The following is a 12,056-nucleotide window of genomic DNA, read 5'->3' as shown; positions in this document are numbered from 1 at the left end:
TCATGGAATTAATCCAACATAATCGATGCTTTGATGGGGAACAACGAATTTATGCTTTTGATTCCAAGACTTTAAAAGGGCAGGCAAAATTCGGAATTTTCTTGCCTCATCAGGCCTTAACCGGGCAGCCTTGTCCTACGCTGTTTTATTTGGCTGGTCTAACCTGTACGGAAGAAACCTTTGCCATTAAAGCCCATGCGCAGCGTTTAGCTGCACAACTCGGCTTAATCCTGATCAGTCCGGATACCTCACCACGCGGTGAGCAAGTGGCCGCAGGCGATTCTTGGGATCTGGGTCAAGGAGCCGGATTTTATATTAATGCTACACAGGCGCCGTGGGCTGAACATTATCAAATGGAAAGTTTTATTGCGGATGAACTGTATGATTTGACCCTGCAAAACTTTCCGGTGCAAGTGGATGCCATAGGCATTTTCGGGCACTCCATGGGTGGACATGGTGCCTTGACCCTGGCCTTTAAATATCCAGAAAAATTCAAGTCAGTTTCCGCCTTTGCACCCATTTGTGCACCGAGCCAATGTCCGTGGGGAGATAAGGCCTTTTCGCATTACTTTGGTGATGATCAGGCGGAATGGAAAAAGCATGATGCTACCGCTCTGGTTCAGTCCAAAGGGCCATTGTTCCAAGAGATTCTGATTGATCAGGGCTTGAAAGATCAATTCTATAGCCAACTGAATCCCGCCTTATTTAAACAGGCCTGTGCAGAGGTAGGTCAGTCACTGACCTTGCGTGAACATTCCGGATATGATCATGGTTATTATTTTATTCAGACCTTTATGGATGACCATCTGCAATTTCATGCAGTACAACTTGATGCCTAAGCTGAAATGATCCGGTTTTAATCAGCTATGTGAGGATGTTTTTTTAATGAATAACCTCAATCTTTAAAAGCAGATGACTCAACAGTGAAACTAAAGGGAGAATGATATTCTCCCTTTACTTATTCATGTCACTATATGGATGTCGCTATTTATTGATGCTGCCATGTGGCGGTAAATTCTTGTTGGGCCATGCGGCTTAAATGATCCAGCACCACTTTTTCCAGTCTGCTCAAGTCTTCTAATGGACTATCAATTGATACCTGTAATACTTCGGATTGTGGGATCAGCTTCACGGTTGCATCGGGCATAAAAATACTGAAATGGCCTTCTGTTTCAGCCACTTCAAATTTATGTTTCCAGTGGTTGAGTAAACGTTTGGCAATGCGTGCTGCATCAGCTGTATGAATTTCTGTATTGCTTTTCATTCTCATTTACCTTGGGGTGTCATCCTAAAATAACAGAATGAACAAACAACAAAAGTGAAAAAATGCAACGCAACATTGCAAATCTGCAATGCTGAATAAATTTGAACGGATGCGGATTGAGCCACAGTAGCCAGATGCAATTTGTTATAATAAGAAAAATCGATTTGAATACACAGCCAGGTTTTCCATGTCCAAGCCCTATTTAATTGCACCCTCAATTTTATCTGCTGACTTCGCCCGTTTAGGTGAAGAAGTCGAAAATGTACTTGCTGCAGGGGCAGATGTCGTACATTTTGACGTGATGGATAACCATTACGTACCGAACCTGACTTTTGGTGCAGGCGTGTGCAAGGCATTAAAAAAATATGGCATTCAGGCGCCGATTGATGTGCATTTGATGGTTTCACCGGTCGACCGCATGATTGGTGATTTTCTGGAAGCAGGTGCAGACATTATCACGTTCCATCCTGAAGCGACCCAGCACATTGACCGTTCTTTACAGTTAATTAAATCGGGTGGTGCTAAAGCCGGTTTGGTATTTAACCCGGCAACGCCATTGCATTATCTGGACTATGTTTTGGATAAAGTCGATCAGGTGTTATTGATGAGCGTGAACCCGGGCTTTGGTGGTCAAAAGTTCATTCCAGGCACTTTAGATAAACTGCGTCATGCTCGTAAAATTATTGATGCTTCAGGCCGTGATATCCGTTTGGAAGTTGACGGTGGCGTGACACCAGCCAATATTCGCGAAATTGCAGCAGCGGGTGCGGATATGTTTGTGGCAGGTTCTGCTATTTTTGGCAAGCCGGATTATAAAGCTGTGATTGAAGAAATGCGTTCAGAATTGGCAAAAGTCGGTTCAGTTAATCTCTAATAATCTATAATTAATTATTGCTAAGTTGTGGATAACTTTATGGATAACCATATGGATATCTGTGTAGATAACTGTATGGATAACTTGATTAGTTTATAAACAATTGTAGATCAATAGTTTAATAATTAGACATTAAATGTATAAAAAGGACTCAAATGAGTCCTTTTTTACATTGTTAAGCTACTAAAAAATATGATGGTTTATTCATCTATGCTTAAAAATAAAGCTGATTAAAAAATAACTTTATTGTTTAAGTTGCCATGATGTTGGCAAAATATGCACTGTTCTGCATAAATTTAAAAATTGTGTATAACTCTGATCTTGTTTATGCTGTTAAACTGAAATCAAAATACAATGATTTATCTTTTATTTCTTTTTTGTGGATAGGCGAAAGGACAATTTTGTGCTGACTGCATTACGCAAACAGGCTTGGTTTGTGTTCCTGATGGTTTTTGCCATCGGGTGGAGTAATGCTGTCTTGGCATCAGAACAGCCAATGCATCAGCAAATGATGCGCGCCATAGTGATGGATCATCAGCAAGCCGCAGCCAGTGAAATGCCGGATTGCCATCAGGACAGTAAAGAGTCCTTAATGGGCCAGTATCATTCGGTTGAACATGTGACTGTGCTGCAGCAGGATCAGGATTGTCATCAGCACATGACGGATCATAAACAGCATTTGAGTTGTAATGATTGTCTGCAGTTACACTGCCAGAGTTTAAGTATCTGGCTAGATTCACAAACACCTGATCTTGTGCAGATAGAAGCTATTCAAGCGCATCCAGTGCTCAATTTTGATTATACCGCCCAGCATTTAAGCGGGTTCTGGCAGCAGATTTTACGTCCCCCCAAAGCTTGACCGTGATTTAAAAAAATTTTTTATTTTTAAATTATAGGTTAAGTCATGTCTATTAAATTAAGTCAAAGCCTCGTGATCGGGGTGTGTCTAGTGTCATCGTCGTGGGCATTTGCCGCGGTCAAGGAATATCATCTCAACATTGATGAACAGATGGTCAATGTAACTGGCAAGCCCTTAAAACGGATTACCGTAAATGGTCACTTTCCTGCACCTCTTCTGGAATTTGAAGAAGGTGACGATGCCGTGATTCATGTGCATAACAATCTGAAAAACAAGGATAGCTCCATTCACTGGCATGGTTTGTTACTGCCTGGACTGATGGATGGGGTGCCAGGTTTTAACCAGTTTAAAGGCATTAAACCGCAAAGCGATTTTGTCTACCGTTTCAAGGTTCGCCAAAACGGTACTTACTGGTATCACGCGCATTCCAAAGGACAGGAGCAGGACGGTTTATATGGTGCTTTGGTGATTTATCCCAAAGGGAAAAAGCCGCTAGCAGCGCATGAACAGGCTGATCGTGATTATGTGGTGATGCTGTCCGATTTTCATCAGTCCAGCAGTGATCAGATCATGAAAAATCTGAAAAAGTCAGCAGAGTATTATCAAAATCAGCGTGAAACCTTGGTTGATGTCATGAAGCAGGTGAAACGTGATGGACTGAAAAATACCTGGCAAGATCGTGGCATGTGGAATCAAATGCGCATGCTGAAAACCGATTTATCCGATGTCACCGGTTATACCTTCCTGATCAATGGCAAAACACCGGAACAAAACTGGACTGGCATGTTTAAGCCGAATGAGAAAGTGCGTTTACGCTTTATCAATGCATCCGCCATGACCTTCTATGATGTGCGTATTCCAGAGTTGAAAATGACGGTGGTCAGTGCTGATGGCCAGCCGGTACAACCGGTTCCTGTGGATGAATTTCGGATCGGCAATGCAGAAACCTATGATGTGATTGTGGAGCCTAAAGCCAATCATTATCAGATTGAAGCCGAGTCGATTGACCGCAGCGGTTTTGCCATTGGGTCATTGCACAATGAGCTGACTGCAATGACGCAGGGGATTCATCAGCCACAAGCCCGTCCACGTGCATTACTCACCATGGAAGATATGGGACATGCTTCGGCATCCGGTGATCATGCGAATATGATTCACGCCCAGATGGATGATCATCCAAGCACCACCAATCAAGACCATGAAAATCACGGCAGTGCGGATCAAAGTGGTGTAAGCTCAATGCAGCATCCAATGATGGATCACTCGTCAATGGATCATTCATCGATGCAGCATGACGTGTCTACAAAAGATCATACTCAAATGAATCATGCTGCGATGCAGCAGCATTCGCAACATGCCACTCAGCCAGCACAGTCAGAGACTGAGCCACAGCATGAACAAAGCCATGCGGCGCATCGTACAGAACAACCATACTCAGTTGACAAGGATCAAGTGGTTTATGGTTGGGCCAATGCATCCACACCTGCAGGGCATAAGGCACTGCAATATAGCGATTTGAAATCATTAACTCCTCAGCCCGATACCCGTCCGGCAGAACGTGAACTGGAAGTGCGTTTGGGCGGCACCATGGAGCGCTATATCTGGACCATCAATGGTAAGAAATTTACCGAGGTTGAACCGCTACAGGTGAAATATGGTGAACGTATCCGGCTGAAATTTATTAATGACAGCATGATGGCACATCCGATGCATCTGCATGGCATGTTTATGCAGCTGCAAAATGGCCAAAGTAGCGCCAATATGCCGAATAAACACACCCTGATTGTGCCGCCGGGTAAAACCGTGACTGCGATGCTGACAGCGGATGAACTGGGAGAATGGGCGATTCATTGCCATCTGCTGTATCACATGTCATCCGGCATGATGAGCAAACTGGTGGTGGCCAATGTCGATGAAAATAAAACAGTAGCAACACCTGAGACTTCAGCTCACGTTCAGCAAGGAGGTTCACATGCGCATCATTAATCTCTTTGCAATGAGCACATTGAGTGCCTCATTGCTGCTGTTATCTGGACAAAGTTTTGCCCATGAAAGTCATCATGCCATGTTGATGCCAGAAACGCAGACGCCACAACAGGATGAAATTCCAGTCAATCATTCACAGCATTATGTCATGTCGACGGTAGCTCAAGTACCGGTGGAAGCCAAAGCAGCGCCATTTGTAGCGTATGAAAATACCAACGCGAATGATGCAGCCACTGCCGAACATATTAACGAGCATGGCGGGCAGATTTATCAGCAGACCACGCTTGAAAGTCGCTGGTTGCGCAATAACGATGGCGACGGGGTTCTAAAGTCGGAACTGGAAACCCGCATTGGCACAGATGAAAACAAGATTTTTATCAAAGTCCATGCCGATCAGGCTGAATCACAGCAAGCCGAGTACGATGCCAAAGTGTTATACAGCCGTAATGTGGCCGATTTTTGGGATGTGCAGGCCGGTTTACGCTATCGCAATGACCAGAATCGGGAAGTCGATCAGGATCAAGTTGATGCCGTGATTGGTGTGCATGGATTGGCTCCGTATTTCTTTGAAACCAATGCCTATTTATATGTCGGGCAGGACCATCAGACGTCTTTGAGTCTGGAAACTGAGCGTGATGTGCTGTTGACGCAAAAATTGATTGTTAAGCCCTATCTAGACTTGAATGTGGTGTTGAGTGATGACTCCAGCTATGCTCAGAAAACCGGTTTAAGTACGGCACAATTGGGCCTGGAAACGCGGTATGAAATCAATAAAAAGGTCATGCCTTTTGTTGATGTTGCTTATGGATATACGCAAGGTCAAGAGCAGACGGCTTGGCAAAGCCAAACCTCTAGTGAACACGAATGGCTGTATGGTGCCGGGATTCGTTTTAAATTTTAATGCCATCAGCTGATTCAAAAAACGACTGGTTAAGGCCAGTCGTATTTTCATTTGAGATCTTATTTAAGTTCTGGTTTGAGCTTTTAGGGTGCTCAATTGGTCAAAAAATGTAAAATTCGCACCTGTTTAGCGCGATTATTTATATAATTATCTAAGTAATTTCAGGAGGAACGACCTCCCTTGTTGTCATGGCATTGCTATGTGCATCAAGAAAATTCGTCAGGACGACCTGACTCTAATCAAATGGAGCATAGTCGTCATGGCTTGGGTAGTTCTAGTTTTAGCCGGAATTTTTGAAATTGTCTGGGCGTATGCCATGAAACTTTCAGAAGGTTTTACACGTCTGACCCCGAGTATTATTACTCTTGTTTTTATGATTTTAAGCTTTGGCCTGTTGGCTTATGCCATGCGGACTTTGCCACTGGGGACAGCTTATACCATCTGGACCGGGATTGGCGCAGTCGGTTCTTTTCTGGTCGGGGTGTTTATTTTAGGTGAGCCAGCATCGGCCATGCGCATGCTGGCAGCTGTACTGATTATTTCTGGATTAGTGTTGATGAAACTGTCATCATCATAAAATCTGGATCATTTATTTTACTGCAGGAGTAGACAATGAAACTGGCATTTATGGAAATGGCTTCTCCTGTAGGCAGCTTAAAATTGGTGGCGAATGACACGGCTTTGGTGGCAGTACTCTGGGAAAATGAAAATCCCAAACGCGTCCGTTTAGCCGAACTGATTGAACAGACGTATCATCCAATTTTATTGGAAACCCAAAAGCAGTTAACTGAATATTTTGCTGGAAAACGGCAGCAATTTGATTTGCCTTTAGATTTTGAAGGCACTGAATTTCAGAAGAAAGTCTGGCAAGCCTTGCTGACTATTCCATTTGGGGAAACCCGCAGTTATCGTGACATTGCCGAGCAAGTGGGTAATGTCAAAGCGGTTCGTGCTGTGGGTGCAGCCAATGGTAAAAATCCAATTTCCATTATTGCGCCGTGTCACCGTGTAGTCGGAGCCAATGGTAAATTGGTCGGTTTTGCTGGTGGACTGGAGAATAAAGAGATTTTGTTAAAAATTGAAAAAAATCAATGATATTATAAGAATATAAATAAATGATTTAAATATCAGGGGGATATTTTGGATCAAATTTTGGGACTTGCGGTATCGAATCTTTGGTGGCTGCCTTTATTTTTTATCGGTGCTTTATTATTTAAAATTTTTAAGCCTTATCTAAAGGGAAAAGTTGGGGAATTAGCGGTAGCTGTACATGTCAAACTGTATTTAAAAGCCCCTCACTATATTCTATTAAATGATTGTACTCTGCCCGATGAACAATCGGGGACGACGCAAATTGACCATATTCTGCTCAGCCCCTTTGGGATTTTTGTGATTGAAACCAAAAATTATACCGGCTGGATTTTTGGCGGTGAACGCCAAAAAATGTGGACGCAAAAGATTTATAAAAACAGCTATAAATTTCAAAATCCATTGCATCAAAATTATAAGCACATGAAAGTGCTGCAAGATGTATTGTCCGATATTATTGAGCCGCAATATCTGCATTCGGTGATTGTGTTTATGCCAGAAAGTGAATTTAAAACGGCCATGCCAGATAATGTATTTCGTGGCGCGGCATGGGTAGATTATGTCAAAGGGTTTCAGGATGAAGTCATTCCTGCCATGAAGCTGAAACGTATCAAACTGCGTATTGAAAAAGAAGTTTTGGAAAAATCATGGAAAACCAATCGAATGCATGTGGAAAATTTAAAACAGCGTAAAGAAATGAGCTAAAGTGAAAAGCTAGATAAAAAGCCTTTGAACATTCAAAGGCTTTTTACTTTAATGCTTGGAAACATTTAAATTTTCAATGATTTCAGTCAAGGCTTTAATCCGTTTGACCTCATCCCACAATGCTTTGGCTTCAGGATAATGTTTGGACATCATACCGAGCCATTGTTTATAACGGCCCACCATATTCATTTCTTTTTTATAGGTGCCGTTCAGGAAACGAATTTGCAAAGCTAATAATTCATTCCAGGTGATGATTGGCTCATCGGTATTTTGACGGATACATTGAGTGATATCGGGGGTGGTTACAGCCGCCCGACCAATCATTAAATCTTCACAGCCAGATTCAAGTTGGCATTGCTTGGCATCCGCATTGGTCCAGATTTCACCATTGGCGATGACATTGATTTTTAATGCTTCCCGAATAGGGGCCAACTGATCCCAAAATGCGGGTGGGGTATAGCCATCGGCTTTGGTTCGTGCATGTACAGTGACCCATGAAGCACCAGCATCTTCAATGGCATGGGCATTTTCCATGGTGAAGTTTCTATCCATGTAACCCAGACGCATTTTGGCAGACACTGGAATATGTGCAGGTACAGCATCTCGAACAGCTTTGACCAGCATGTGGACGACTTCAGGCTCATCTAGCAGTACAGAACCGCCACGGTGACGGTTAACAGTTTTTGCCGGACAGCCAAAATTCATATCAATCACAGGAGCACCCAGCTCTACTACACGAATGGCGTTGGCTGCCAGCATTTCAGGATCATTGCCTAAGAACTGCACGTGTACAGGTGTACCTGATGCTGTTTTGCCGCCATTGAGTAATTCTGGGCAATATTGATAGTAAATATGATCGGGTAGGACTGAATTGGTCACACGGATAAACTCGGTTACACACCAGTCAAAGCTGCCCACAGACGTGAGTACATCACGCATAATGGGGTCGGTTAAGCCTTCCATGGGTGCAAGGATGAGTTTCACAGTGATGTTTACCCGTTAAATTTGAAAAACGGTGTTATACGTTTTTTTCTTTGGGTTGTCTAGGAAAAGGGCTTGGAAATATTGTAGTGTGAGATAGGCTTTAAGATTTAGATTTCGTATAAGGGATTTTGTGTTAAATAGCTTGAGGCTATATTGATTGAATTGTGATACAAAATGCTAAAGGTCATCCTTCATTCTATCCATAGGATTCCAGAATGTTAAAACCACACCATATTGCAATAGTTGATGGGCCGTTCAAATTTTTAGAAAATTTTTGGATGATTCCAGAGTTATTAACTGAAGTCGATGATGAATTTTTTTTAGATAGTTTTAGTCCATATCTTTTGAATACCTCAGGACAAGATGTTAAATATGGATATCAATTTGTAGTAAAAAACCGAGATTTTTATACTGAACTAAATAAAACTAATCGTATTTCTTATTTAATAGCGGCGGATGATAGTTATTTCCAAGATTTGCCATTATTTTTTGAAGACCAGTGGGATTCAGCATTATTATTGAGCGATATGATTTTGATAGGATGGACTGTAAATAAGTTTACAGAACCTGCTTTTTTGTTTGGAATATATCCAATTATTAAAAAAGATAGTTCATTTGAAATTCTTTCCCCTAGTTCTATAAATCAATGGGGCTTAATACCTAATCATAAGAAAGCTAAAGAAATTGCAAACGAAAATACATTAATTGATAACTACTCAGAAATTTGGAGGCCATTGGCTGTGTATGTTGATAAGTATAGTTTTAAAAAAATAATTTCTTTAGGCTAAAGATACAATATATTTTGCTAAGTATTGGTATTTGTAAGTTTTCCTGAAATTAATATAATACACCTTATACGAAATACTAGATATTTCTCTTTTGATATCATTGTATTAAGTCCTACCACTCTGATTTTTAGGGTGGCAGGGCGACAACGTCTTTATTTTTACGTTCCACGCTTAATGTTTAATCATTGTTCCATGTTTTTAATTAGACAAACTGAACACAAGAGTATTACTTACCCAAAACCATTTCCAGTACAAACTTGGAACCAATAAAACCCACTGCCAATAAGAAAAAACCAATCAAAGTAAAGCGAATGGCTTTTTGACCTCGCCAGCCAAACTGGTAATGGCCAATTAAAAGTGATCCATAAACAAACCAGGAAATAATGCTAAATGCTGTTTTATGGGCTAAGTGCTGGGCAAAGAAATCTTCAATGGTAAAGAAACCAAAACCAAGCGCTAAAGTCAGCAAGATAAAACCAGTAATGATTAAATCAAATAACAACGATTCCATCGCCTGAAATGAAGGCAGTAAATTAACCCACAGTCTTTTGGTTTTATTCTTTAATTCACGGTTCTGAAACCACAAAATCACTGCCTGAATGGTCGCCATCAACAGAACCGCATAGGCCGATAAAGACAAAATAATGTGAATATCTAAACCCAAAGAATGCTGTTCAATGATCTGATTCTGTTTGCTTAAGGCAAAACCTAAAATCAGGCCGGTTGCAGCTACGGGTATGCCGAGTAAGTTCAGGGCCAGAATCGGGCGGAAGGTACTAAACAGCAGGCTGAGCAGCAACATCAGGCCAGAAGTAAAGGACATCAACACAAATACATCATAATTGATGCCTAAAGGAGTCAGCATGTCGTTATATAGCACAGCTCCGTGTAGAAGCAGACCTAAACCGAGCAATAGCCCAATAAACCAATGGTTTGGATCACGTTTTGACATTAAGTGGATAAACAGATACCAAAAAGAGGAGGTATAAGCGACTAATGCTAGGATCGTGTAAACCAAGGGCAGGCTAATCATGTCAAACCTTTTTCAGGATGATGAATATTCATTTATATAAATTCGATGCGAACTACAGTATCCTATAGCATTCTATGCATAAATTTTCTATTTTAAGAAACAATTTTTTGCTCACGGCTATTTTAAGCGGAATTTGCAATGTTTGATACCTTAACAGAACGACTCACGCAGAGTTTAAGAAATGTTACTGGCTCAGGGCAGCTAACCGAAGACAATATTAAAGATACGTTACGTGAAGTACGTATGGCACTTCTTGAAGCCGATGTGGCGTTACCTGTAACTCGTGAGTTTATCGCGAAAGTTAAGGAAGAGGCATTGGGCCAGGAAGTGATGACTCAGTTATCACCGGGCCAAGCGTTCGTCAAAATTGTCCATGACGAACTCACCAAAATGATGGGTGAGGCCAATGAAAGCCTTGACCTTGCAGCCAAACCACCCGTAGTTGTATTGCTTGCAGGTTTGCAAGGTGCGGGTAAAACCACCACTGCGGCAAAACTTGCACGTTTCTTACAAGAACGTCAAAAGAAAAAAGTGGCCATGGTTTCTGCCGATGTATACCGTCCAGCAGCAATCAAACAGCTACAAACAGTAGCCGGTGAAGTTGGTGCAATTTTCTTTGAATCAAGCGCAGACGAAAAGCCAATTACCATTGCCAATCGTGCAATTGAACAAGCAAAAATTCAATTTGCTGATGTATTGATTGTCGATACTGCAGGTCGTCTACATGTAGACGACGAAATGATGGACGAAATTAAAGAACTTCACGCTGCCATCAAACCAACCGAAACTCTGTTCGTGGTCGATGCCATGACCGGTCAGGATGCGGCAAATACAGCGAAAGCCTTTAATGACGCGCTTCCATTAACCGGTGTGATCCTAACCAAAACTGATGGTGATGCACGCGGTGGTGCAGCGCTTTCTGTCCGTGCGATTACGGGTAAGCCAATTAAATTCTTGGGTATGGGTGAAAAACTCGATGCCCTAGAGCCATTCCATCCTGAGCGTATTGCACAGCGTATTCTCGGCATGGGTGACGTGCTTTCTTTAGTCGAAGAAGTTGAACGTAAAATTGACAAAGAAAAAGCCGAAAAAATGGCGAAAAAATTGCAAAAAGGCGGCAGCTTCAACTTTGAAGATATGCTGATGCAATTTGAACAGATGAACAAAATGGGCGGCATGATGGGCTTTCTGGACAAATTGCCTGGCATGAGTAATGCCGGCATTCAAGATGCGATTGCCCAAGCGAATCCTGAAAAGCAAGTGAAAAAGATGGAAGCGATTATTCAGTCGATGACCATTAAAGAACGTCGCAATCCGGATTTGATGAACCCAAGCCGTAAAAAACGTATTGCCGCAGGTTGTGGTATGGATGTTTCTGAAGTGAATAAACTGATTAAGCAACATGCACAAATGGCGAAAATGATGAAGAAATTTGCCAATCCGTCAGGTATGGCAAAAATGATGCGTTCATTGGGCAATATGCAAAAACAATTTGGCGGTGGCGGCGGTATGGGCCCACTATTTGGTAATAAAGATAAATAAGATTGAGCTTTACTGATCAATCCGAAGAAGG

General features: G+C 41.9%; 13 protein-coding genes. 10 read left to right on the top strand and 3 right to left on the bottom strand.

From position 1 onward, the window contains the following. The first annotated feature begins 2 nt into the window (after positions 1 to 2). The gene (gene fghA, locus FB6_RS10150) at positions 3 to 839 is read left to right on the top strand and encodes an S-formylglutathione hydrolase (protein ID WP_174559879.1); all 837 of its coding nucleotides are present in this window, start codon (positions 3 to 5) and stop codon (positions 837 to 839) included. Positions 840 to 988: 149 nt separating this feature from the next. Here fghA and FB6_RS10145 read toward each other — a convergent pair whose 3' ends face one another. Continuing rightward, positions 989 to 1,264, bottom strand: a complete 276-nt coding sequence (locus FB6_RS10145) for a DUF2218 domain-containing protein (protein ID WP_174559878.1) — start codon at positions 1,262 to 1,264, stop codon at positions 989 to 991. A gap of 187 nt (positions 1,265 to 1,451) precedes the next feature. Between FB6_RS10145 and rpe the strand changes: the two genes are divergently transcribed. The 7 genes from rpe to FB6_RS10110 all read left to right on the top strand — a co-directional run bounded on the left by rpe (position 1,452) and on the right by FB6_RS10110 (position 7,678). Next, complete coding sequence (gene rpe, locus FB6_RS10140) at positions 1,452 to 2,138, top strand: ribulose-phosphate 3-epimerase (protein ID WP_174559877.1); 687 nt, start codon at positions 1,452 to 1,454, stop codon at positions 2,136 to 2,138. Between the two features lie 403 nt (positions 2,139 to 2,541). Further along, positions 2,542 to 2,997, top strand: coding sequence for a hypothetical protein (locus FB6_RS10135; protein ID WP_174559876.1), 456 nt, complete (start codon positions 2,542 to 2,544; stop codon positions 2,995 to 2,997). Positions 2,998 to 3,042: 45 nt separating this feature from the next. Then, the gene (locus FB6_RS10130; protein ID WP_174559875.1) at positions 3,043 to 4,983 is read left to right on the top strand and encodes a copper resistance system multicopper oxidase; all 1,941 of its coding nucleotides are present in this window, start codon (positions 3,043 to 3,045) and stop codon (positions 4,981 to 4,983) included. Beyond that, the gene (locus FB6_RS10125; RefSeq protein ID WP_174559874.1) at positions 4,970 to 5,884 is read left to right on the top strand and encodes a copper resistance protein B; all 915 of its coding nucleotides are present in this window, start codon (positions 4,970 to 4,972) and stop codon (positions 5,882 to 5,884) included. The genes FB6_RS10130 and FB6_RS10125 overlap by 14 nt, the downstream gene beginning before the upstream one ends. A 259-nt stretch (positions 5,885 to 6,143) precedes the next feature. After that, positions 6,144 to 6,461 (top strand): quaternary ammonium compound efflux SMR transporter SugE, encoded by a 318-nt coding sequence (gene sugE, locus FB6_RS10120; protein WP_174559907.1) that lies wholly within the window; start codon positions 6,144 to 6,146, stop codon positions 6,459 to 6,461. A gap of 35 nt (positions 6,462 to 6,496) precedes the next feature. Continuing rightward, positions 6,497 to 6,979: a methylated-DNA--[protein]-cysteine S-methyltransferase gene (locus FB6_RS10115; RefSeq protein ID WP_174559873.1), complete on the top strand. Its 483-nt coding sequence runs from the start codon at positions 6,497 to 6,499 to the stop codon at positions 6,977 to 6,979. 42 nt (positions 6,980 to 7,021) lie between these two features. Next, the gene (locus FB6_RS10110; protein WP_174559906.1) at positions 7,022 to 7,678 is read left to right on the top strand and encodes a nuclease-related domain-containing protein; all 657 of its coding nucleotides are present in this window, start codon (positions 7,022 to 7,024) and stop codon (positions 7,676 to 7,678) included. A 48-nt stretch (positions 7,679 to 7,726) separates the two neighbouring features. On the opposite strand, the gene FB6_RS10105 is transcribed toward FB6_RS10110, so the two are convergent. Then, complete coding sequence (locus FB6_RS10105; RefSeq protein ID WP_174559872.1) at positions 7,727 to 8,662, bottom strand: tRNA dihydrouridine synthase; 936 nt, start codon at positions 8,660 to 8,662, stop codon at positions 7,727 to 7,729. Between the two features lie 215 nt (positions 8,663 to 8,877). On the opposite strand from FB6_RS10105, the gene FB6_RS10100 reads away from it, so the two are divergent. Beyond that, positions 8,878 to 9,450, top strand: coding sequence for a hypothetical protein (locus FB6_RS10100; RefSeq protein ID WP_174559871.1), 573 nt, complete (start codon positions 8,878 to 8,880; stop codon positions 9,448 to 9,450). A 226-nt stretch (positions 9,451 to 9,676) separates the two neighbouring features. Here the strand turns inward: FB6_RS10100 and FB6_RS10095 are convergent, their stop codons facing one another. Next, on the bottom strand, positions 9,677 to 10,483 hold the full coding sequence (locus FB6_RS10095; RefSeq protein ID WP_174559870.1) for a cytochrome C assembly family protein: 807 nt from the start codon (positions 10,481 to 10,483) through the stop codon (positions 9,677 to 9,679). A gap of 138 nt (positions 10,484 to 10,621) precedes the next feature. Between FB6_RS10095 and ffh the strand changes: the two genes are divergently transcribed. Then, positions 10,622 to 12,025 carry a signal recognition particle protein gene (gene ffh / locus FB6_RS10090; RefSeq protein ID WP_174559869.1) on the top strand — a complete coding sequence of 468 codons (1,404 nt, stop codon included), beginning with the start codon at positions 10,622 to 10,624 and terminating at the stop codon, positions 12,023 to 12,025. The last annotated feature ends 31 nt before the right edge of the window (positions 12,026 to 12,056 follow it).

Source organism: Acinetobacter bouvetii (assembly GCF_902753875.1).
Taxonomy (GTDB): Bacteria; Pseudomonadota; Gammaproteobacteria; order Pseudomonadales; family Moraxellaceae; genus Acinetobacter; species Acinetobacter bouvetii_A.
The sequence above is the reverse complement of the archived record's forward strand: the minus strand, read 5'-3'. Positions and strand labels throughout refer to the sequence as shown.

What these genes read in the sequence shown, in the direction of transcription:
- fghA (WP_174559879.1), top strand. Translation starts at nt 3, where the DNA reads ATGGAATTAATCCAACATAATCGATGCTTTGATGGGGAACAACGAATT.
- FB6_RS10145 (WP_174559878.1), bottom strand. Translation starts at nt 1,264, where the DNA reads ATGAAAAGCAATACAGAAATTCATACAGCTGATGCAGCACGCATTGCC.
- rpe (WP_174559877.1), top strand. Translation starts at nt 1,452, where the DNA reads ATGTCCAAGCCCTATTTAATTGCACCCTCAATTTTATCTGCTGACTTC.
- FB6_RS10130 (WP_174559875.1), top strand. Translation starts at nt 3,043, where the DNA reads ATGTCTATTAAATTAAGTCAAAGCCTCGTGATCGGGGTGTGTCTAGTG.
- FB6_RS10125 (WP_174559874.1), top strand. Translation starts at nt 4,970, where the DNA reads ATGCGCATCATTAATCTCTTTGCAATGAGCACATTGAGTGCCTCATTG.
- sugE (WP_174559907.1), top strand. Translation starts at nt 6,144, where the DNA reads ATGGCTTGGGTAGTTCTAGTTTTAGCCGGAATTTTTGAAATTGTCTGG.
- FB6_RS10115 (WP_174559873.1), top strand. Translation starts at nt 6,497, where the DNA reads ATGAAACTGGCATTTATGGAAATGGCTTCTCCTGTAGGCAGCTTAAAA.
- FB6_RS10100 (WP_174559871.1), top strand. Translation starts at nt 8,878, where the DNA reads ATGTTAAAACCACACCATATTGCAATAGTTGATGGGCCGTTCAAATTT.
- FB6_RS10095 (WP_174559870.1), bottom strand. Translation starts at nt 10,483, where the DNA reads ATGATTAGCCTGCCCTTGGTTTACACGATCCTAGCATTAGTCGCTTAT.
- ffh (WP_174559869.1), top strand. Translation starts at nt 10,622, where the DNA reads ATGTTTGATACCTTAACAGAACGACTCACGCAGAGTTTAAGAAATGTT.